21 protein-coding genes are annotated in these 19,927 nt (G+C 63.2%); 12 read left to right on the forward strand and 9 right to left on the reverse strand.

All coding sequences use genetic code 11. The annotated features are described in order from the left end of the window. Positions 1-24 precede the first annotated feature (24 nt). The 3 genes from AC56QP_RS07095 to AC56QP_RS07105 all read left to right on the forward strand — a co-directional run bounded on the left by AC56QP_RS07095 (position 25) and on the right by AC56QP_RS07105 (position 2,659). A complete protein-coding gene (locus AC56QP_RS07095) occupies positions 25-939 on the forward strand; it encodes a LysR substrate-binding domain-containing protein (protein ID WP_489860356.1) in 915 nt (304 codons plus the stop codon). A gap of 84 nt (positions 940-1,023) precedes the next feature. Continuing rightward, positions 1,024-2,280, forward strand: coding sequence for an aminopeptidase (locus AC56QP_RS07100; protein WP_489860355.1), 1,257 nt, complete (start codon positions 1,024-1,026; stop codon positions 2,278-2,280). Between the two features lie 25 nt (positions 2,281-2,305). After that, positions 2,306-2,659 carry a DUF488 domain-containing protein gene (locus AC56QP_RS07105; protein WP_489860354.1) on the forward strand — a complete coding sequence of 118 codons (354 nt, stop codon included), beginning with the start codon at positions 2,306-2,308 and terminating at the stop codon, positions 2,657-2,659. Between the two features lie 52 nt (positions 2,660-2,711). On the opposite strand, the gene AC56QP_RS07110 is transcribed toward AC56QP_RS07105, so the two are convergent. Beyond that, positions 2,712-3,062 carry an ArsC family reductase gene (locus AC56QP_RS07110; protein ID WP_489860353.1) on the reverse strand — a complete coding sequence of 117 codons (351 nt, stop codon included), beginning with the start codon at positions 3,060-3,062 and terminating at the stop codon, positions 2,712-2,714. Positions 3,063-3,228: 166 nt separating this feature from the next. Between AC56QP_RS07110 and AC56QP_RS07115 the strand changes: the two genes are divergently transcribed. Beyond that, complete coding sequence (locus AC56QP_RS07115; RefSeq protein WP_489860352.1) at positions 3,229-3,585, forward strand: ArsR/SmtB family transcription factor; 357 nt, start codon at positions 3,229-3,231, stop codon at positions 3,583-3,585. Continuing rightward, a complete protein-coding gene (locus AC56QP_RS07120) occupies positions 3,582-4,061 on the forward strand; it encodes an SRPBCC family protein (protein ID WP_489860351.1) in 480 nt (159 codons plus the stop codon). Before AC56QP_RS07115 ends, AC56QP_RS07120 begins: the two co-directional genes overlap by 4 nt. 90 nt (positions 4,062-4,151) lie before the next feature. Here AC56QP_RS07120 and AC56QP_RS07125 read toward each other — a convergent pair whose 3' ends face one another. The 8 genes from AC56QP_RS07125 to AC56QP_RS07160 form a co-directional block, all read right to left on the reverse strand. Continuing rightward, a complete protein-coding gene (locus tag AC56QP_RS07125; protein WP_489860350.1) occupies positions 4,152-4,505 on the reverse strand; it encodes a SnoaL-like domain-containing protein in 354 nt (117 codons plus the stop codon). A 129-nt stretch (positions 4,506-4,634) separates the two neighbouring features. After that, the gene (locus tag AC56QP_RS07130; protein ID WP_489860349.1) at positions 4,635-5,273 is read right to left on the reverse strand and encodes a 2'-5' RNA ligase family protein; all 639 of its coding nucleotides are present in this window, start codon (positions 5,271-5,273) and stop codon (positions 4,635-4,637) included. A 218-nt stretch (positions 5,274-5,491) separates the two neighbouring features. Further along, positions 5,492-6,577 carry an ABC transporter ATP-binding protein gene (locus tag AC56QP_RS07135; RefSeq protein WP_489860348.1) on the reverse strand — a complete coding sequence of 362 codons (1,086 nt, stop codon included), beginning with the start codon at positions 6,575-6,577 and terminating at the stop codon, positions 5,492-5,494. Continuing rightward, entirely contained in the window at positions 6,567-7,175 is a 609-nt protein-coding gene (locus AC56QP_RS07140; RefSeq protein ID WP_489860347.1) for a cupin domain-containing protein, read from the reverse strand. Before AC56QP_RS07140 ends, AC56QP_RS07135 begins: the two co-directional genes overlap by 11 nt. Positions 7,176-7,394: 219 nt before the next feature. Beyond that, positions 7,395-8,453: an ABC transporter substrate-binding protein gene (locus AC56QP_RS07145; protein WP_489860346.1), complete on the reverse strand. Its 1,059-nt coding sequence runs from the start codon at positions 8,451-8,453 to the stop codon at positions 7,395-7,397. Then, a complete protein-coding gene (locus AC56QP_RS07150) occupies positions 8,438-9,307 on the reverse strand; it encodes an ABC transporter permease (protein WP_489860345.1) in 870 nt (289 codons plus the stop codon). The genes AC56QP_RS07145 and AC56QP_RS07150 overlap by 16 nt, the downstream gene beginning before the upstream one ends. Continuing rightward, positions 9,304-10,188 carry an ABC transporter permease gene (locus tag AC56QP_RS07155; protein ID WP_489860344.1) on the reverse strand — a complete coding sequence of 295 codons (885 nt, stop codon included), beginning with the start codon at positions 10,186-10,188 and terminating at the stop codon, positions 9,304-9,306. Before AC56QP_RS07155 ends, AC56QP_RS07150 begins: the two co-directional genes overlap by 4 nt. An 83-nt stretch (positions 10,189-10,271) precedes the next feature. Beyond that, a complete protein-coding gene (locus tag AC56QP_RS07160; RefSeq protein WP_489860343.1) occupies positions 10,272-11,555 on the reverse strand; it encodes an NAD(P)/FAD-dependent oxidoreductase in 1,284 nt (427 codons plus the stop codon). 220 nt (positions 11,556-11,775) lie between these two features. Between AC56QP_RS07160 and AC56QP_RS07165 the strand changes: the two genes are divergently transcribed. The 7 genes from AC56QP_RS07165 to AC56QP_RS07195 all read left to right on the forward strand — a co-directional run bounded on the left by AC56QP_RS07165 (position 11,776) and on the right by AC56QP_RS07195 (position 19,858). Continuing rightward, a complete protein-coding gene (locus AC56QP_RS07165) occupies positions 11,776-12,933 on the forward strand; it encodes a fumarylacetoacetate hydrolase family protein (RefSeq protein ID WP_489860342.1) in 1,158 nt (385 codons plus the stop codon). 130 nt (positions 12,934-13,063) lie between these two features. Beyond that, on the forward strand, positions 13,064-14,602 hold the full coding sequence (locus AC56QP_RS07170) for a sugar ABC transporter ATP-binding protein (protein WP_489860341.1): 1,539 nt from the start codon (positions 13,064-13,066) through the stop codon (positions 14,600-14,602). Then, positions 14,599-15,633, forward strand: coding sequence for an ABC transporter permease (locus AC56QP_RS07175; RefSeq protein ID WP_489860340.1), 1,035 nt, complete (start codon positions 14,599-14,601; stop codon positions 15,631-15,633). Before AC56QP_RS07170 ends, AC56QP_RS07175 begins: the two co-directional genes overlap by 4 nt. A 239-nt stretch (positions 15,634-15,872) precedes the next feature. Then, on the forward strand, positions 15,873-16,808 hold the full coding sequence (locus AC56QP_RS07180) for a substrate-binding domain-containing protein (protein ID WP_091576490.1): 936 nt from the start codon (positions 15,873-15,875) through the stop codon (positions 16,806-16,808). Positions 16,809-16,928: 120 nt separating this feature from the next. Further along, positions 16,929-17,915, forward strand: coding sequence for an ABC transporter permease (locus tag AC56QP_RS07185; RefSeq protein WP_489860339.1), 987 nt, complete (start codon positions 16,929-16,931; stop codon positions 17,913-17,915). A 3-nt stretch (positions 17,916-17,918) separates the two neighbouring features. Continuing rightward, positions 17,919-18,710, forward strand: a complete 792-nt coding sequence (locus AC56QP_RS07190; RefSeq protein WP_489860338.1) for an ATP-binding cassette domain-containing protein — start codon at positions 17,919-17,921, stop codon at positions 18,708-18,710. Positions 18,711-18,835: 125 nt separating this feature from the next. Then, a complete protein-coding gene (locus AC56QP_RS07195) occupies positions 18,836-19,858 on the forward strand; it encodes a LacI family DNA-binding transcriptional regulator (RefSeq protein ID WP_489860337.1) in 1,023 nt (340 codons plus the stop codon). Positions 19,859-19,927: the final 69 nt, after the last annotated feature.

A 19,927-nucleotide genomic window follows, 5' to 3' on the forward strand; every position in this document is an offset into this window, starting at 1 on the left:
CCGGATCGGTTTAGAAAAACTCAAATGGCCATGCTCAATCGCGTCCATCTCAACGGCCTTCGCGCCGTCGAAACCGTTGCCCGTCTCGGCTCGCTTGCGGCGGCGGCCGGTGAACTCACCGTTTCCGTCAGCGCCGTCAGCCAGCAGATCAGCCGCACCGAAAAGCAGCTCGGCCAGGCGCTGTTCGAGCGGACGGCGAGCGGTCTCGTGCCGACCGAATTCGGCGCCGTCTTCGCGGCCCGCCTTGGCGCGGGGTTTCGCGAGCTTGCCCAGGCCGTGGCACTGGCCGACGAGGCCACGCAATGCACATTGGTGGTTTCAGTGGCACCGGCCTTTGCCTCGAAATGGCTGCTGCCCAGGCTGTCGCGTCACTTCGCGCGGCATCCCAACGTGCTCTTGCGCATCGACGCTTCGGTACGGCTGGCCGATCTCGATCACTCCGACATCGACATCGCCATCCGGCTAGGCGACGGCAAATGGCCGGGCGGGCGGGCGGAACTGCTTCTGGCGCAGGAGGTCTTCCCGGTCTGCGCGCCTGTCATCGCCAAAAAACTGAAATCGGTCGAGGACCTTGCCCAGACCTGCGCGATCACCGACGAGCGGGCGATGATCAACTGGGAAAGCTGGTTCGAGGCGGCCGGTGTTCCACCGGTCACCTTCCTGAAGGGGGCGCGCTTCACCGACCCGATGCTGTGCCTGGAATCGGCGATTGCCGGCCACGGTGTGATGCTCGGCTGGCAATTGCTGACCGCGGATGCGCTGGTCGACGGGCGGCTGGTGGCGCCTTTCGGAATCCGCGCCCAGAGCGGGCTCGGCTACTGGCTGGTCACCTCCGCCACCAGGAGCGAAAGCCGCAAGGTCAGGGATTTCAAGATCTGGGTCCGCGAGGAGATCGAGGCGACGATGGCGCAGTTCAGGTCGGTTGAAAGCGCGGCCTAGGTCTGGACCAGCGCAATCGCGGTGGAAAGGATGCGGACTGCGGTCTATGTAAGACCGGATCAAAACATCACGGCAGGCAGGATCATGACCACACATTCGCGCGGCGTTTCCGCATCGATCGACCCGGTGAAGCTCGACAGGCTGGCGGAGGTCGCCATCAAGGTCGGGCTGCAATTGCAACCCGGACAGGATCTGGTGCTGACATCGTCGATCGCGGCACTGCCGCTGACCAGGCGGATCGTCGAGCATGCCTACAAGGCAGGCGCCGGCCTGGTGACGCCGATCTTCAACGACGATGAGATGACGCTGGCGCGCTACCGCTTCGGCGCCGATGCCAGCTTCGACCGTGCCGCCGGCTGGCTCTATGAAGGCATGGCGAAAGCCTTTTCCAACAATGCGGCGCGGCTTGCCGTACGCGGCGAGGATCCGTCGCTGTTGTCGGCGCAGGACCCGGCGAAAGTGGCTCGCGCCAACAAGGCGAATTCGATGGCCTACCAGCCGGCGCTGGAAAAGATCACCGGCTTCGACATCAACTGGAACATCGTCGCCTACCCGGACCTCGCCTGGGCCAAGCAGGTCTTTCCGGACGATGCCGACGATGTTGCCGTGGCGAAGCTTGCCGATGCCATCTTCGCCGCCTCGCGGGTGGATGTGGAGGACCCGATCGGCAACTGGAAGGCCCACAATGCAGCGCTTCGCGGCCGCACTGAATGGCTCAACGGGCATAATTTCCATGAGCTGCACTTCACCGGACCCGGCACAGACCTGACTGTCGGGCTGGCGGACGGCCATGAATGGATGGGCGGCGCTTCGACTGCCAAGAACGGCATCACCTGCAATCCCAACATCCCGACCGAGGAAGTCTTCACCACGCCGCATGCAAGGCGCGTCGAGGGCAATGTCTCCTCGACCAAGCCGCTGTCCTACCAGGGCACGCTGATCGACGAGATCTCGGTGCGTTTCGAGGAAGGCAGGATCGTCGAGGCCAAGGCTTCGAAAGGCGAGGACGTGCTGAAGAAGGTGCTCGACACCGACGAGGGCGCGCGCCGTCTCGGCGAAGTGGCGCTGGTGCCGCATTCCTCGCCGATCTCGGCGAGTGGCCTGTTGTTCTTCAACACGCTGTTCGACGAGAACGCCGCCTGCCACATCGCGCTTGGCCAGTGCTATTCGAAGTGCTTCGTCAATGGCGCGTCGCTGAGCCAGGATGAGATCGCGGCGCGAGGCGGCAACAAGAGCTTCATCCACATCGACTGGATGATCGGTTCGGACAAGATCGACATCGACGGCGTCCACAAGGACGGTGCCCGCGTGCCTGTCATGCGCAAGGGCGAGTGGGCCTGACGGGATTGCATGAAGGAGGGCATTGATGGCCTTCGGGATCGCGGTCAAGCGCGTCTATGCGGCACCCGAAGAAGCCGATGGCCAGCGAGTGCTGGTCGACCGCGTCTGGCCGCGCGGCGTCAGCAAGGAGCATGCCGCGCTGGAGCTATGGCTGAAGGACGTGGCGCCGAGCGCCGAATTGCGCAAGTGGTTCGGGCACAGGCCCGAACGCTGGGCTGAGTTTCAGAAGCGATATCGTGCCGAACTGGACGGGAATGGCGAGGTGGTGGAACAACTGCGCGCCATGCTCCACGACGGCAAGGTGACGCTGCTCTACGGCGCGCATGACGAAGCGCACAACAATGCGGTGGCGCTGGCGGCGTATCTCAGAGCAGGTTGAGGCGGCTGACGTTTCTGAGGCGCTAAGGAACGCGACGGGGTGAAGGTCTGCTCTATTTCCCCACCGCCTGGTCATAAACATCCGGCTTGAAGCCGACGAGAATACTGTCACCGACCTCCAGCACAGGGCGCTTGATCATCGTCGGCCTTGCCAGCATCAGCGCCTTGGCCTTCTGCTCGTCGAGCGATTGCTTGTCTGCCTCCGGCAGTTCGCGGAATGTGGTGCTGCCCTTGTTGAGCAGTTTTTCCCAGCCGACCTTGCCGACCCAGACATTCAGCTTGCCCGCCTCGATGCCTTCAGCCCGATAGTCATGGAAACGATAGGGCACGTCATGACCCTCCAGCCAGACGCGCGCCTTCTTGATCGTGTCGCAGTTGGTGATGCCGTACATGGTGATCGTCAAAGCGTGCTTTCCTTGGGCCGACAGTCGAATCCGTTTCGCAGCCTAAAACCGCCTTTCCCGCTTTGCCAGCACCCAGGCCCGCATGGTCGCATTTTGGGGATTGCCAATACTAAGGATTTTTCCTAAGTATTTTGTGCCACTTTTGATGGCACCTCAGGATCGACCAATGACAAGCCTTCAGACTGCAAATCCGAGCCCCCCGCCCATCGATGGCATCTTCCGCGCGCTTGCCGATCCGACGCGACGGCGCGTTGTCGAGCGGCTGAACAGGAGCCCGGCTTCGGTCAGCGAACTGGCGCAGCCTTTCGAAATGGCCCTGCCCTCCTTCATCGAACACCTCAAGGTGCTGGAAGGCTGCGGGCTGGTTCGATCGGAAAAGATCGGCCGCACAAGGACCTACCAACTGGCGCCCGAGCCGCTGCGGCTCGCGGAGAACTGGCTGGCGGAACAGCGGACGTTGTGGGAGCGCCGCCTCGACCAGTTCGACGCCTATGTGATGACCCTGAAGGAGAACGAAAAATGAGCTATCCTTTCAAGCCGGATCCCAGACTGGACCTCGTGCTGGAGCGCGTTATCGACGCGCCGCGCGAGCTGCTGTGGCGAGCCTGGACGAAGCCGGAGCATGTCAAGCAATGGTTCACGCCCAGGCCGTGGCTGATCACCGACTGCGAGATCGACCTCAGGCCCGGTGGGCTGTTCCGGACACGTATGCAGTCGCCCGACGGCAAGGAAGTCAACGACCGCCATTGCTGTTATCTGGACATCGTGCCGAACGAGCGGCTGGTGTGGACGGATGCGCTGCTGCCAGGTTACCGGCCGTCGGGCGAGCCCTTCATCACCGCGGTCATTTCCCTCCAGCGGGAAGGCGAGAGCACGCGCTACACCGCCACCGCCATCCACCGCGACGAGGCCACCCGCAAGAACCATGAGGAGATGGGTTTCTTCGATGGCTGGGGCACGGTGGCCGATCAGCTTGCAGCGTATGCGAAAACGATTTGAACGCCACATGGCGGCCAGGACGCCGTCCCGGCCGCCATGCTTGTACCTCGAAGCGAAGAGCAGGCTCCGAAGTCGGAGGTATCTCCTGCCTCAGTAGTAAAAACGCTCTTCGGTAATCTTGCCGTTCTTGACCGTGTAGAGGCCAACCTCGTCCATGGTGACACGCTGGCCGGTGGCCTTGGGCGTTATGTCGAATGTGAAGCGCACCGCGAACTGGTCGCCGTTGACATAGGGTCCCTCGACCGAGCCGCCATGGACCTCGTGGTTTTCGTGCCACCTTTGGCTTTTCTGCCTGAGGGCCTCCTTGCCGTGGCTGACGGCCATCGGTCCCTCCATGGCTTCGTAGCTGGCGATGTCCTCGGCATTGTATTTTTCAGCAGCACCGTTGTGATCATCCTGCTTGAGGAGTTCGGTGAAATCCTTGGCAATTTCCGCGATGGTCATTTGTGTTCCTCCTGTTCGGACGCACTCGAAGTAGGGAAGCGCTTGCCGGCCCGCCATCGTTGGCCCGGTCGATAGCTGACAAGGCGTGTCAGGACGATGGATATAGCGGGGCTGTGTGACGACGATTTCTCACATACCGGCCAGGGAATCGTCCTGGCCGGTCAATTGCCAACGTCCACGCTCCTTGTAGACACCCTTGCCGATAAGACTGTGGATCAGCACAAAATCCCGCACGAACCAGCTGACTGGATCAATCGACCGTTCGCGGATTTTGGGAACACGCGCTTCATCGCGAAGCAGCGTCACATGCGGTTCGATGGATTTTGTGAGAAAGCATTTCAACGGGCTGTCGGAAATCAGCGCAGTGAGGTTGCGCCAGAATTCTTGCAGTGCCGGATTGCTGCCACTGCCACCGCGCAGAACAAGCGAACCGCCGCCAAAAGCCGACAGGCGATCGAACGAAACCTCGAAAGGTTTTGCAACGATCATCGAGCCTATGCGGCAGGCGATTTCGACCAACTCTTGTGGAAATCCGTCATGGTCACCGAGACCGACGAGCGAGATATGGATGTGATCTTCCGGAACAAACCAGCCTTGCAACCCTAACTCCCGATCCAGGTCGACAGCCTTCCGCGCGAGAGGGCCGGCGATAGCGCTCTCGGCAAGGATCGCGAAGAAGATCCGGTCGTCGAAATGTCGCTCGAACTCTTCCCATTGGAAAAAGGTCTGACCGTTCTTGGCGGTCCCGAATGCAGGTTGCCCACTCATAACTGAACTCGACCGGCAAATTGTATCCGGTTGAGAATTATAGAACAAATAGGGAACAAATCAAGCAAAGATGGAACGGACGCCGGGGCTGCGGCATTGGCGGGATGAATCGCCTAGTGGGCGTGTTCGCGGCCGTTGCCAGACTTTGTTTGTAACCACCGAACGGCGCGAACGTGTCCCGCGCGCAGTTGGGCTGCAGCCTTGAGACGCGGATGAGACTAGCTCGGCAGCACGGGGCAGTTGGCGCCACGACGCAGACTGATATGCGCCACGTCGCCGACGCTGAATTGAAACCCCTCGGCCTGGCGGGGGGCGTCGATGACGATCGGGACGCCCTGCCCGAGTTCGGCATGCAGGCGCAAGGTCCGGCCGTGAAAGACGATGCTGTTGACGCGCGCCGGCGCCGTGCCGGCCGTGGCTTCGGTCGTCGCCAGGAGATCCTCCGGCCGCACGCCGATGATGCGCATTGCCCCCGCGCTCGGGGCCTCGCCATTTTCCGGCATGGCTTCCAGCGGCAGAGCGCCGGCGGCGAAGCGCAAGCGATCGCCGTCACGGCCGACAAAGCGCGACTGCAGCAGGTTCATCGTGCCGATGAAGCTGGCGACGAATGTGGTGGCGGGCCGGTCGTAAAGCGTCGCCGGCGGCGCAATCTGCTCGATGCGGCCCTTGTTCATGACGACGATGCGGTCGGAGATCGACAGCGCTTCAGTCTGGTCGTGAGTGACCATGACGAAGGTGGTGCCAAGGCTGGACTGCAGCCGCTTCAGTTCGACCTGCATCTGTTCGCGCAGATGCGCATCGAGCGCCGACAGCGGTTCGTCGAGCAGCAGCACGCGCGGCTCGCAGACGATGGCGCGGGCGAGTGCGACGCGCTGGCGCTGGCCGCCCGAGAGTTCGGACACGCGGGCGCCAAGCTTGTCGGCAAGGCCGACCATGTCGAGGGCTTCGCCGACGCGTTTTGCCTGCTCGGCACCGGACAACTTTCGCAGGGAGAGGCCGAAACCGACATTTTCAGCGACGTTCATGTGCGGAAACAGCGCATAGTCCTGGAACACGGTGTTGACGGGCCGATCGAACGGCCGAAGCGCGGTGATGTCACGGCCGTCGAGCAACACCTTGCCGCTCGACGGGCTTTCGAACCCGGCGATGACCCGCAGGCTGGTTGTCTTGCCGCAGCCGGATGGACCAAGAAGGGTGAGAAACTCGCCACGGACGATGTCGAGATCGACGGCGTCGAGTCCGACGATGCCGCCGGGAAAAACCTTCGAGACCGCTTGCAACCGGACGAGAGGATCAGGCGCCATCGCGAACCTCGGACGGTTTCGTGGTGTTGACCCAGAGGATCTGGCAGCGCTCGGCACCCGGATTGCGGAAGGCATGCAAAAGCGTGCTCTTGAAGGCAAAACTGTCGCCGCTCTTCAGAACGTAGTTTGTGGAATCCACCACCAGTTCGACCTCTCCCGACAGGACGAAGCCGAATTCATGCCCGGCATGCGCATAGGCCTCGGCGGTGCCGCCACTGGCTTCCACCGTCACCAGCATGCCGGTCAACGTTGCACCCGGCGGCGACAGCAGCGCCTTGGCAATACCTTCCGACTTGACGGGAATGGCGCGGCGGCTGTTGGCGCGCACGCAATAGAGATCGCTGACGGCATCGTTGCCGTCGGCGATCAATGCCGACGGCTCGATGTCGAGCGCGGCGGCGAGCGGCCAGATCACCTTGACGCGCAGCGAGGACATGCCACGCTCGATCTGGCTGAGCGCGCCGATCGACACGCCTGCCCTGGCGGCAAGGTCAGCCAGCGACAAGTTGCGCTCGAGCCGCAGAGCCCGCACGCGCCGGCCGACCCGCACGTCGGCATCGTCCTTCGGCCTTTCAGCCGGCTCGTCCAGAACATCCATGCATACGTCCTCGTTTGCCGCACCCGCTGCTCTTCAGAACGCTTGCGCTGCCCCTCACCCTTACCCTCTCCGCGTAAAGGACGGGGAGAGGGGTTCACCAGCGCTGGAGGTTGCCCTTCTCCCCGTCACTATACGGGGGGAAGGTGCCGGCAGGCGGATGAGGGGGCGCACAAACCTTTGGTAGCTAGTCGTCTTCACAACGATTGGGGGGCCGAAGCCTCACCCGCCCGCTTTGACCTTTTCGAACATCTTGGCGAGTTCGTCATTCTGTTTCATCGGTCCGGTGAAGATGGTGGTCTTCAGCATCACTTCCGGATCGGACGGCAGCTGCAATTTCTCCAGATCCTCCTTCGGCACGGTGGCAAAGGCGGAGCTCAGCGAACTGCCATAGCCATAGGCCTCGATCAGGTACTTGCCTGAGTCGGCGTCCAGCCGGCTGTTGATGAAGTCGTAGGCGAGATCGACATTCTTGGCGTCCTTCAGCATGACGAAGCCGCAGGCCCAGGTCAGCATGCCTTCCTTCGGCTTCATGAACTCGACCGGCACGCCCTGCTTCTTCAACGAGGTGGCGGACGCGTTCCAGGTCATGGCCGCGACCAGCTGGCCGCTGGCCAGCGCCTGCTCGACCGAGGTCATGTCGGTGGTGTAGTTGGAGAGCAGCGGCCGCTGCTCGCGCAGCTTTTCGGCCACCTTGTCCATCTCGGCCGGTGTCATGTCGAACGGATTGACGCCGGCGAGCAGCGCCGCGACGATCGGCGTGTCATGCACGGCGTCGATCGTCGCCATGCGACCGGCGTACTGCTTGTCCCACAGGAGGTTCCAGCTCGCTTCCGGGTTCTTCACCAGGTCGGTGCGATAAAGGATCGAGGTGTTGCCCCAGTCCCACGGCACCATCCAGACCTTGCCGTCGCCGGCCTGCAGGTCGGGCAGGTTCTTGAACACCGGGAAGATCGAATCCCAGTTCTTGATGCGCTTGGTGTCGATCGGCTGCAACAGGCCTTCCTTGTTCCAGCGCGCCACCTTGTCGTAGCAGGGATGGGCGATGTCAGGGCGGAAGCCGGCCTTGACCTTGGTGAAGGCGTCATCGTCGTCACCGAAGATTGAGGCCTCGACGCCATCGGGGTGCGCGGCGAGGAAGCTCTTGTTGAAGTCGGGCAGTTCGTAGCCCGACCAGGTGAAATATTGCAGCTTGTCGCCGGCGAAGGCGACGGTCGACGACAGCGCCAATGCCAGGGCGGCCAGACCAGTCCGGGCCGTCTTTATCAGGTCGAATGCCATTGCAGTTCTCCTCTCTCGGTTTGTTTTGGTTGTGGTGGATCCGCGGGTCGAGGCGCTGGCGCGGACAGGCCGCGATGGCGCAGGATTTCGGCGATTGCGGCAATGACGAAGGACACCGCCAGGATCGACGTGCCCAGCGCCATGACCGTCGGCAACGATTTGGGGAAACGCAGCTGGCTCCAGATGTAGAGCGGCAGCGTCGGCTCGGTGCCGGCGAGGAAGAAGACGACGATGAATTCGTCGAACGAGATCAGGAAGGCCAGCATGAAGGCCGAGATGATGGCCGGCAGGCTGAGCGGCAGCATCACGCGCCGGAAGGTCGTCCAGTCGGAGGCACCGAGATCGAGTGCCGCCTCGCGAATGGTTTTCGGGATGGCCGCGAAGCGGCTGCGCATGATCACCACCGTCGTTGGCAGCGCCACCAGAATGTGTCCGAGAACGATGGCAATGCGCGATGGTCCGAGACCAATGAGATTGACGAGGATCAGCAGCGATATGCCGACGATGACGCCCGGGATCAGGATCGGCAGCCGCGCGATGGCACTGATGGTGGCGGCCAGCGGCGAGCGGCCATAGAGGTCCATGTAGGATACGGTGATGCCGCAGATCGTTGCGCCCGTGGCGGCTATGGCACCGATGACGAGACTGTTCAAAAGCGCGCCGGACAGTGCCGAATTGCCGAACAGCGTCGCGTACCATTGCAAGGTAAAGCCTTGCAGCGGAAACGCTGCCTGGATCGAGTTGTTGAAGGAAAACAGCGGGATCAGCAACACCGGCAGATAGAGAAAGACCAGGTAGGCGATGACGTAGACGCCAAGCCAGCGGCCGCCTCTTTCCGTGCGCGCGCCGCTCATGTGCGGCTGCCAAATCTGCGGTCGGTGAAGCGCGCGACCAGCACCACGCAGAGGATGACCAGCATGACGGCGACGGAGAGCGCGGCGCCAAACGGCCAGTCATTGGCCTTGCCGAATTCAGCCTGGATCAACGTACCGATCATCGTGCTGGCCGGGCCGCCGACGAGAGCCGGCGTGACATAATCGCCAACCGTCGGCACGAAGACGACAAGGGCGGCCGCCAGCACGCCCGGCATCGAATTGGGCAGCACGATCCGGCGGAAGGACGTGAAGGGTCTCGCACCGAGATCGGAAGCAGCCTCGATCAGCGATTTCGGGATGGTGTCCAGCGCCACATAGATCGGCAGGATGGCGAACGGCGCATAGGCGTGGGCGAGCGTGACGACGACGGCGGCCGGCGTGTTGAGAAAGGCCAGTGTCGGCTCGGACCAGATGCCACTTTCGATCAGCGCCGAATTCAGCACGCCATTGTAGGCCAGAACGATCTTCCAGGCGAAGACGCGCAGGAGATAGCTGGTCCAGAACGGAAGCGTCACCAGGAACAGCAAGAGGCCGCGCCGCCGTCCGGCGTGGAAGGCGAGATAGTAGGCGACGGGATAGGCGGTGACGACCGTGGCCAGCGTGACCAGAGCGGCAATGACCAGCGAGCGCAGCGTCACCGTCCAGTACAGCGGATCGGACACCACGGTGGCGAAGTTCGCCACCGTGAAACCGGCGCCGAGCAGCGAACCGTCATTGCCGCGGAAGGCGAGGAAAAGCACCAGGCCGAGGGCAAACAGGATCAGCAGGAAGGTGACCAGCGCGCCCGGCAGCAACATGGCAATCCGGAAGCCCGATGAAGACCTGGCCTCTGGCGTTCGTGTTGCAACTAGGGTCGACATCGACCTGCTCATCGAAATTTTGAAATTACCTAAGACTTTTTCATATTCGTGAAACTGTCAAGCGGAATCCCGTTGATGCGCAGTCAACGCTCCAGCGCGTCGAGCAAGCGATACCAGGCGATCGTTGCGGCAACGCCGACCTGCCGGAAAGCATGGAACGGGATCGGCCGGATCGGCGAAAGCGGAAATGGCAATTGCCTGGCATCACCGCTTTGGAGATAGCCCGCGAGGCGTTCGCCAAGTGCCGTCATCAGGCCGACGCCACGGCCCTGGCAGCCGACCACGGCGACGAGGCCCCGCTCTGGCTCGTGGATGTGCGGAAGATGGTCCGGCGTCATCGCCACCCGGCCGAACCAACGCCTTTCTATGGCGAGACCAGACAGTGCCGGATAGAGCCGCAGCAGCGCGCGCTCGAGATGCGCCCAGTCACCGGCGCTCGTCGGCAAGGCCATGCGACCACGCCCGCCGAGCACCAGCCGCCCATCGGCGCTCTTGCGGTAATAGACAAGGATGCGCCTGGAATCCGACACCGCCTGCCCTTCCGGCAGGATCGTGGCTGCCAGGTCAGGCGGTAACGGCGCGGTCGCAATCTGGAAGGAATGCAACGGCACGATCGTCTCGGCGAGGCCGGGGATCAGGCCGTCCGTGTAGGCGTTGGTCGCCAGGACGACCGCCTTGGCCTGCAATTCCGCGCCATTTTCGGTTGAAATGCGCCAGATATCGGCGGCATTGGTGAGCCGTACGACCCTCTGGCGTTCGGCTATGCGCACACCAGCCGCCGCTGTGACCCGGGCAAGTTCCGACGTATAGGCAAGCGGGTCGATCACACCGGCGCGGCGATCGTGCCAGCCGCCGAGATAGCCGCGCGCGCCAGTCATCGAAGCGATCTCCGTCGCGCTCAGAAGCCTGACGTCGGCACCCCGCGCCCGCCATTGCCGGTCGCGGTTTGCCGCTGCTTTCAGTGCAACCTCGGTATGAGCCGCCTGGATCCAGCCCTTTTGAACGAACGGCACCGACAGCTGTTCGTCGCGGATCAGTTCGAACACCGCATCGGCGGTCGAGGCGGCAAAATTGACAAGCGCCTCGCCGCGCTCCTCGCCAAGATGCTCCAGCAGCCATTCCGGATCATATTTCAGGCCGGGAATGACCTGCCCGCCATTGAGCCCCGACGCGCCCTGGCCGATTTCACCGGCCTCCAGCACCTGGACCGACATGCCAAGGCGAGCAGCATGCAGCGCCGTCGACAGCCCCATGATACCACCGCCGACAACCACGACATCGACACGATCACCGCTTGGAAAAAACGACTGAAACTTGGAAGCTGCCTGCGGCTTGCGCCAGATCGGATCAGAGAATGGTGCGGACAAAGGGTCACCTGGATGCGCTGCGTTTCGGTGAAAATCCTAGCCAATATTTCACAGTTTTGAAAGAGCGCTTCGATTTTCGTTTGTGGACTGTCGCCAGCGGATCTTCGCAGAACTGGAATCCGATCGACAGTGACGGGATAGACCTTTGACCGGAATCCGGTGAAAGTGCCGCGCCGATCCGGCCAACTCGCATTGTTGATCATCCAGAGGACCGAACGCCATGACGAACCCGACGCACCTGCCCGCCGAAGGCCTCTTTCTCGGCCGCGCCAGGAGCAGTGATGCCTTGCATCCGCTGGTGGTGACGGTCCGCGATGGCACCGTGTTCGACATCACATCGCGTGCGGCTCCGACCGTGCGTGATGTCTGTGAGATGGCTGATCCCGCCGGTCACGTCCGATCGGCCAAGGGCAAGCCAATCGGGCCACTCGACGCCATCGCCGCCAACAGCTTCCAGGCGGCACGCGATCCGGCAAAGCCGTATCTCTTGTCCCCGGTCGACCTGCAGGCGGTCAAGGCGTCAGGCGTTACCTTCGTCGTCAGCCTGCTGGAACGGGTGATCGAGGAACAGGCGCGCGGTTCGGCGGAAAAGGCCGACGCCATCCGCGCCGACATCGCCGGGCTGATCGGCCATGACCTGTCGAAGCTCAAGCCCGGTTCGCCAGAGGCGATGGAGATCAAGGCCAAGCTCATCGCCCGCGGCGCCTGGTCGCAATATCTGGAAGTCGGCATCGGCCCCGATGCCGAGATCTTCACCAAATGCCAGCCGATGGCCTCGGTCGGCTTCGGTGCCGATGTCGGGCTGCACCCGGTGTCGACCTGGAACAATCCGGAGCCGGAGATCGCCATGATCGCCGCAAGCAGCGGCGGGATCGTCGGCGCCACCATCGGCAACGACGTCAATCTGCGCGACGTCGAAGGGCGTTCGGCGCTGCTGCTCGGCAAGGCCAAGGACAACAATGCCTCGGCGGCGCTGGGTCCGTTCATCCGCCTGTTCGACGACACGTTTTCGATCGATGACGTGAGGCGGGCCGTCGTGCGCCTGAAGGTCGAGGGCGAGGATGGGTTCTCGCTGGAGGGCGCGAGTTCGATGGCCGAGATCAGCCGTTCGCCGGAAGAACTGGTTGCCGCCGCCATGGGCCCGCATCATCAGTATCCGGACGGGCTGGCGCTCTATCTCGGCACCATGTTCGTACCGTCCAAGGATCGCGGCGAGAAGGGCAAGGGCTTCACCCACAAGGTCGGCGACATCGTCACCATCTCGTCGGAGAAATTCGGCGCGCTGGTCAACCGGGTACGGTTGTCGCCCGACTGCCCGCACTGGACCTACGGCGCCAGCCATCTGATGCGCGAGCTGGCGAAGGCAGAGCTCATCTAGGGCCGTCTTCCGAAGGGGCGCCATCAACGCAATTCCGAAGAGGCCGCCATCAACACAATTTTGTGCGCAACCCGGGTGACTGCGGACGCAATCCGCTCCAAGATCGCGGCGCGGTCGGGGGGCCGTCGATATGTCCGATTCGCCGATACTCTTCGTGCGCACCATCGCCAAGCGCTTTGGCGGCACGGTTGTGCTCGAAGACATGAACCTTACGGTCGAGCGCGGCTCGATCCACGCGGTGGTTGGCGAAAGCGGCGCCGGCAAGTCGACGCTGATAAAGGTGCTCGCCGGTATCGTCCGGCCAGACAGCGGCACTATCGAATATGACGGCAAGAAAGTGACAATCGGCAGCCCCGATGCGGCGCGAAAGCAAGGCATTGGCGTGGTCCTCCAGCAGGCCGGCCTGTTCCCGGAGCGCCCGGTGCTCGCCAATCTGTTCGTCAACGGCGAACCGCTGCACAACGGGCTGATCTCCCGGCGCGAAATGGAGGCACGCAGCCGCGACGCGCTTCGCCAGCTTGGTCTCGCCGTCGATGTCCATCGCCCGCTCAGCGATCTGGCACCCGGCGAACGGCAACTCATCGCCATCGCCCGCGCACTCCTGGAAAACCCGAGGCTGCTCATCCTCGACGACCCGGCTTCGGCGCTCGACCGGCGTCAGACCGAGCGGCTGTTCACGGTGTTGCGGGGGTTGAAAGCCAGGGGCATGAGCATGCTCTACGCATCGAACCGGCTGGAGGAGACGCTTGCCATTGCCGACCAGCTGACGGTCATCCGCAACGGCCGCGACGTGCTGTCCAAGGCGCGGCAGTACCTAACGGCGTCCGAGGAAACCATGATCGGCCAGTTGCGCCAGTCCCTGTTTCCACTACCGCCCAGAGCCTTGCCGACACTTGCCGGCACGCTGCGGCCGCAGATCACAATCGCCGGGCTTGGCGGCGGCAGACTGAATGGGATCAGCTTCACGGCCCGCGCCGGCGAGATCGTCGGCCTTGCCGGACTTGCCGGTTCCGGGGCGTCGAACCTGCTTGCCATGTTGTTCGGGCAGCAAAAGGCGCGCGAAGGCAAGGTGCGTTTTCCGGATGGCGACGGCTTGCCGAGGAACCGCACGGAGGCGGCGCGACGCAACATCTGCCTGATTTCAGGCGAGCGCGGCAACGGGTTGATGCCCGGCAAGTCGATCGCCTTCAACCTGTCGAACGTCGTCGTCGGCGCGCGCGACTGGGGTACGCGCTGGTACTCGCCCAGGATGGCACTCGGCCGCGCCGCGCGGCAGATCGAGGCGCTGCGCATCAGGTCGGCACCGGAGATGCCGGCGGGCTCGCTGTCGGCCGGTGGCCAGCAGAAGGTGATCATCGCCAAATGGCTGGAAATCGGCCCGCAAGTGGTGCTGCTCGATGAGCCGGCCCGCGGCATCGATATCGGCAGCAAGCAGGAAATCTACGCGTTGATCCGCCAAATGGCGGCCAGCGGTTGCATCGTGCTGCTGCATTCGAAGGAGCTTTCCGAACTGACGGGGCTCTGCGACCGCATCCTTGCCTTCCGCCAGGGCCAAATCGTTGGCGAGATCGCCGATGCCGCCATGGATGCCGGGACGGTTCTCAAGCTGATCGCGGCGGACGAGCCCGGCAGCGAGCACAGACAGCCCCGTCGGGAGAGCGCTGCATGACCAAGACCGACACCGCGCCACTGCTCGCCGGGTCGGCGAGCCGTCAGCGGGGACGCGGCATTCGACTGCCTGGCGAGACCGGTGCCGTTGTCGCGCTCGCCGTCCTGGTCGGGATACTGGGTTGGCTGAGGCCCTCCTTCCTGGATCCGGCCAATCTTTGGACGTTGCTGGGGCAAGCCGCCCTGCCCGGCCTGCTGGCGGTGGGCATGGTGTTCGTGCTCGCCTTGCGCGAGATCGACATTTCGGCGGGCGCGGTGTTCCATCTTGCGGCGGTTTTGACGGCACTGCTGATGGTCGCCGGTTTTGACCCGTGGCTTTCCGCCCCGGCAGGGATCGTGCTCGGCGCCGGCCTCGGCCTCATCAACGGCCTGTTGGCGATCACGCTACGTCTGCCCGCCCTGGTGGTGACGTTCGGCACCTGGTGGATGATCCAGGGCCTGTCGCTGGTGGTTGGCAAGGGACAGACGATCGCGCCAGCGGGCGCGGACGGCAGCTTCTTCACGACACTGTCCGCCAAGGCCTTCGCGGTGGTGCCGGCGGCGGGTATCGTTTTCATCGTGCTGGCACTGGCGATGCATATCGTGCTGCACCGCACCCGCTTTGGTTATCGGGTCCAGGCCGTCGGCAGCAATCCGCAGGCGGCCGCCTATGCCGGCATCCCCACCGCCAAGGTGCGGCTCCTGACGCTGATGCTGATGGGCGCGATGGCGGGGCTTGCCGGCGTGATCCATGTCGGGGCCTACGGCGCCATTGCCCCCGGTGACGGCAGCGCCTTTGCGCCGCTGGCGATCGCGGCGGCCCTCATCGGCGGCACATCGCTGTCGGGCGGCCATGGCAGTGTCATCGGCGCTGCGATCGGCATCCTGATCGTCCAGGTGATCCTGAGCGCAATGACCTTGCTTGGTGTGGATGCCGCGTGGGGCACTTTCGTCACTGGCGCCCTGACCGTGCTCGCCCTGGCGCTCGACCGGCTGATCAGGCTGTGGCGCAACCGGCGCGTCGAAGGCGGCCAGGACAATCCGTTCGGCTGAGCCTCGACGCCAATCATCCGAGCGTCGGAAAAAATCATCGCAACTGATGCAATCTGATGGGACCGCTGATGGCGCCTGGTCGGACGCCAACTACGACTTGCAGATGGAGGCTTGCCATCCGTCGAAAAAGGGAATGCTCTGACGCGTTCAACTTGGCGTAGGCGAGAGAGACGCGATCCGGTTCTTGCCGGAACAAGAAGTGGATCCGGACTGATCATCTTCAAACGGGAGGAAATCAAATGCTGACACGGCTAAGACTCGTTTTGTATGGCCTGTTGGTGGCGCTGATGGTGGTACCAGCAGCGGCACAGGCCAAGACGTTCTACTGGATTTCGCACGGTGGTCCGGCCGATCCGGTCTGGACCTACTTCCTCGCAGGCGCCAAGCAATGGGCGAAAGACACCGGCAACACCGTCAACACCTCGTTCCACAATGGTGACGTCGCCTCGCAGCAGGAGGCGGTTCGCGCCGCCCTCTCCGCCAAGGCCGACGGCATCGTCACCACCAGCCCCGATCCGGGCAGCCTCGTCGAGATCGTCAAGGAAGCCCGCGCGGCCAACATCCCGATCATCAATTTCAACACGCCCGATCCCAAGGCCAATTTCAACGCCTATGTCGGCGGCGACAACGTCACCTTCGGCAAGCACTGGGCGCAGTATCTGGTCGACAAGGGGCTGGTGAAGAAGGGCGACTTCGTCTGGATGCCGGTTGAAATACCCGGCGCCACCTATGGCGTCCAGGAAGAGGAAGGCATCAAGAGCGTCTTCGGGCCACTGGGCATCACCTATGAGATCACCGAGGCGACGCTCGATCAGGCCGAAGTGATCAACCGCATGGTCGACTACCTCACCGCCAACAAGGCCAAGGTCAAGGCGATCATCGGCCTCGGCGACCTCGTCACCGGCTCGATCAAGCGGGTCTTCGACCAGGTCGGCATCAAGCCGGGCGAAATCCCGGTCGTCGGCTGGGGCAACTCGCTCGACACCACTCAGGAAGTGCTGAACGGCTATGTCAATGCCGGCCAATGGCAGGACCCGCAGGCGACCAGCTACGTTGCGCTTTCACTGGCGAACATGGCGGCAAGCGGCATTCCTCCGGGCTTCAACGTCATCACCGGCGCGCTCTACGAAAAGGACACCGCCGGGGTCTACGACAAGATCCTGTCCGGCAAATAAGCTCCGAGACGCACACAGTCGCGACTGCTCCGGTGGTCGCGACTGACTTTCCATTTTCGCCGAGCTCTTCGCACTCCGATGCGCGAGCCTCAGCCTTTCCACTCATGTCGCGGATACCTCGTGGAAAATCGTTCACTCATCCAACGCCTGATCGCGCGTCCCGAATTCGGCCCCTTCGTGTTGCTGATCCTCGAGATCGCCGTTTTCTGGGGCTTCAACCATGACTTCCTGTCGCCGCAGAACATCTCCAACATACTGGCCTTCACGGTCGAGCTGGGGCTGATCGCGCTGGCGATGACACTGCTGATGACATCGGGCGAATTCGATCTTTCGGTCGGTTCGCTGTTCGGCTTCTCGCCGGTGCTGATGTGGACGCTGTTCAACAGCGGCGTCACCTCGCTGGAAGTCGGCTTTCTCGTCGCGCTGCTGGTCGCCGCCCTGATCGGGCTGGTCAATGGCTGGTTCGTGACGCAGCTCAAGATCCCGTCCTTCCTGGTCACGCTCGGCATGCTGCTGGTGGTGCGCGGCACCGCCCTCTTCGTCACCGACGGTTTTCCGCAACGCACCTGGAGCGCCGAGGGCAGCTGGCTTGCGAACATATTGGTCGGCGACTTCTTCATCGGACCGTTCCGCATCTACATGTCGCTGTTCTGGTTCATCGCCGCGGCCATCGCGCTCGGCTATGTGCTGACACAGAGCCGGACCGGCAACTGGATCCAGGCGGCGGGCGGCAATCCCAATGCGGCGCGCGCCCGCGGCGTCAATGTCAGCGGCGTTAAGATCGGCCTGTTCGTGCTCTCGTCGCTGATGGCCTCGTTCGCCGGCATCATCTCATCGCTGCGCACTTCCGCTGCCAACCCCAACAGCGGCACCGGCTATGAGCTCGAGGTCATCGCCATGGTGGTGATCGGCGGCACGGCGCTGACCGGCGGGCGCGGCACCATCATCGGCACCGTGCTCGGCATCCTGATCCTGCGCGTGATGCGCAACGGCATCGTGCTGATCGGCGTGCCAGGCCTTGCCTACAACATCTTCATCGGCGCGATCATCCTTGGCATGATGGCGCTCCATTCATGGCTGGAACGCCGGCATCAGGCAGGGACTTGAACCATGGCCGAGCCACTGATCCGCATGCAGAACATCCGCAAGTCCTATGGCCGCGTGCAGGCCCTGGAGGATGCCAGCTTCCACGTCAATGAAAGGGAGATCGTCGGACTGCTCGGCGACAACGGCGCCGGCAAGTCGACGCTGATCAAGGTGCTTTCAGGCGCGGTGCCGCTGACCAGCGGCGATATCTTCATCCGCGGCAAGAAGGTGAACCTCCGCAGCACCAGCGATGCCATCGCCCATGGCATCGAGACCATCTACCAGGACTCGGCGCTGGTCACGCAACTGTCGATCGCCCGCAATCTGTTCCTCGGACGTGAACCGATCAAGCCGCCGCGCTTCCTGAACCGGATGGACCAGGAGGCCATGAATACTGTCGCCCGCGACCTGCTCAAGCAGGTCGGCATCTCGAAGAACATCCCGCCGACGACACCGATCGGCTCGCTGTCCGGCGGCGAGCGCCAGGCTGTGGCCATCGCGCGCGCCATGCATTTCGACAGCGACCTCATCATCCTCGACGAGCCAACCAACAATCTCGGCGTCGCCGAGACGCAAGGCGTGCTGAGCTTCGTGCGCAGTGCCCGCGATTCAGGGCATTCCTGCATCTTCATCGCCCACAACATCCACCATGTGTTCCAGGTGGTCGACCGCATCGTCGTCATGCGCAGGGGCAAGGTGGTAGCCGACGACGTCGACCCGAAGAAGACCAGCGTGGCGGAAGTCGAACGGATCATCACAGGCATGTCGGACAAGGAAATCCGCGATGCCATCGCCGACGGCAAGCCATCGCACTGAGCACGGGCGGAAGCCGCCTTGTCAAAGCAGCCGAAATGCGTCCGGTTGATGGGCGGCAATCAGCCGTCACCTCAAATCGCATCGCTTGTCTGGCGCGGTATCGCATCGGCGCATAGGGTTGCGGCATGAAAGCCACCGTCTCGGATATCGCCCGCAGCTGTGGGCTCTCGACCGCAACGGTCGACAGGGTGCTCAACAACCGGGCGGGCGCCAGCGCAGCCAACCGGCAGCGCGTGATGGAGGCAGCCAAGCAGCTCGGTTATCTGCCGGTGGCCGATCAGGTGACGCTTCCCTCGCGGCCGGCCCATCTCGAATTCCTGCTGCCGATCGGAACCAACGCCTTCATGAGCGATCTCGCCGGACATATCGAGGACTACGCCGCGCGCCTGCCGCTGGTCGCTTCCTGCCGGATCCATAACCTTGCCGGGATCTCGCCGAACGCCTTGCAGACCGCCGTTGAAAACCTCTCGCTCAGGGCCAACGGCGTCGGTGTCATCGCCGTCGATCATCCGCGAACCCGCAACATCCTGCGCGACGTCGTCGATGCCGGCATCCGCCTAGTCACACTGGTGTCCGATATTCCGGCGGCACCGCGATCGGCCTATGTCGGCATCGACAACCGGGTGGCGGGACGAACGGCCGCACTGTTGATGGGACGGTTCCTTGGCGGCCGTACCGGTCATCTGGCGATGGTCGTCGGCTCGCGTTCCTATCGCGGCCACGAAGAACGCGAAATGGGTTTCCGCTCGGTGCTCAACGAGGAGTTTCCCAACCTGATGATCAGCAGCGCCGTCGAGATCAACGACGAGCCGGAAGTGAGCTACACCGAGACCATGAAGGCGCTGCACAACGAGCCGGAACTGCTCGGCATCTATTGCGTCGGAGCCGGACGCTCGGGCGTGGCAAAAGCGCTCCGGGAAGCCAAGCCCAACCGCAAACCGGTGTTCATCTGTCACGACCTGACAAGGGAAACGCGGGGCTATCTCGTCGACGACCTGGTCGATGTCGTCATCGACCAGAATGCCAGGCTGATCGCCGAACAATCCGTCATCCGCCTGCTTGGGTCCATTGCCTCATCAGCGCCCTACCTGACGCGTAAATTCATCGAGCCGCGCCTGATCTTCAGGGAAAACGTCCCGGTGCAGTGAGGCGGGGCGGGCAGGCAAAACCGGTTTTCCGGATTTGTATGACAATTGACCCGGCAAATCTGCACAGCT

It is taken from the genome of Mesorhizobium sp. RCAM 05104 (assembly GCF_059683645.1).

What these genes read in the sequence shown, in the direction of transcription:
- AC56QP_RS07095 (WP_489860356.1), top strand. Translation starts at nt 25, where the DNA reads ATGGCCATGCTCAATCGCGTCCATCTCAACGGCCTTCGCGCCGTCGAA.
- AC56QP_RS07100 (WP_489860355.1), top strand. Translation starts at nt 1,024, where the DNA reads ATGACCACACATTCGCGCGGCGTTTCCGCATCGATCGACCCGGTGAAG.
- AC56QP_RS07105 (WP_489860354.1), top strand. Translation starts at nt 2,306, where the DNA reads ATGGCCTTCGGGATCGCGGTCAAGCGCGTCTATGCGGCACCCGAAGAA.
- AC56QP_RS07115 (WP_489860352.1), top strand. Translation starts at nt 3,229, where the DNA reads ATGACAAGCCTTCAGACTGCAAATCCGAGCCCCCCGCCCATCGATGGC.
- AC56QP_RS07120 (WP_489860351.1), top strand. Translation starts at nt 3,582, where the DNA reads ATGAGCTATCCTTTCAAGCCGGATCCCAGACTGGACCTCGTGCTGGAG.
- AC56QP_RS07125 (WP_489860350.1), bottom strand. Translation starts at nt 4,505, where the DNA reads ATGACCATCGCGGAAATTGCCAAGGATTTCACCGAACTCCTCAAGCAG.
- AC56QP_RS07130 (WP_489860349.1), bottom strand. Translation starts at nt 5,273, where the DNA reads ATGAGTGGGCAACCTGCATTCGGGACCGCCAAGAACGGTCAGACCTTT.
- AC56QP_RS07135 (WP_489860348.1), bottom strand. Translation starts at nt 6,577, where the DNA reads ATGGCGCCTGATCCTCTCGTCCGGTTGCAAGCGGTCTCGAAGGTTTTT.
- AC56QP_RS07140 (WP_489860347.1), bottom strand. Translation starts at nt 7,175, where the DNA reads ATGGATGTTCTGGACGAGCCGGCTGAAAGGCCGAAGGACGATGCCGAC.
- AC56QP_RS07145 (WP_489860346.1), bottom strand. Translation starts at nt 8,453, where the DNA reads ATGGCATTCGACCTGATAAAGACGGCCCGGACTGGTCTGGCCGCCCTG.
- AC56QP_RS07150 (WP_489860345.1), bottom strand. Translation starts at nt 9,307, where the DNA reads ATGAGCGGCGCGCGCACGGAAAGAGGCGGCCGCTGGCTTGGCGTCTAC.
- AC56QP_RS07155 (WP_489860344.1), bottom strand. Translation starts at nt 10,188, where the DNA reads ATGTCGACCCTAGTTGCAACACGAACGCCAGAGGCCAGGTCTTCATCG.
- AC56QP_RS07165 (WP_489860342.1), top strand. Translation starts at nt 11,776, where the DNA reads ATGACGAACCCGACGCACCTGCCCGCCGAAGGCCTCTTTCTCGGCCGC.
- AC56QP_RS07170 (WP_489860341.1), top strand. Translation starts at nt 13,064, where the DNA reads ATGTCCGATTCGCCGATACTCTTCGTGCGCACCATCGCCAAGCGCTTT.
- AC56QP_RS07175 (WP_489860340.1), top strand. Translation starts at nt 14,599, where the DNA reads ATGACCAAGACCGACACCGCGCCACTGCTCGCCGGGTCGGCGAGCCGT.
- AC56QP_RS07180 (WP_091576490.1), top strand. Translation starts at nt 15,873, where the DNA reads ATGCTGACACGGCTAAGACTCGTTTTGTATGGCCTGTTGGTGGCGCTG.
- AC56QP_RS07190 (WP_489860338.1), top strand. Translation starts at nt 17,919, where the DNA reads ATGGCCGAGCCACTGATCCGCATGCAGAACATCCGCAAGTCCTATGGC.
- AC56QP_RS07195 (WP_489860337.1), top strand. Translation starts at nt 18,836, where the DNA reads ATGAAAGCCACCGTCTCGGATATCGCCCGCAGCTGTGGGCTCTCGACC.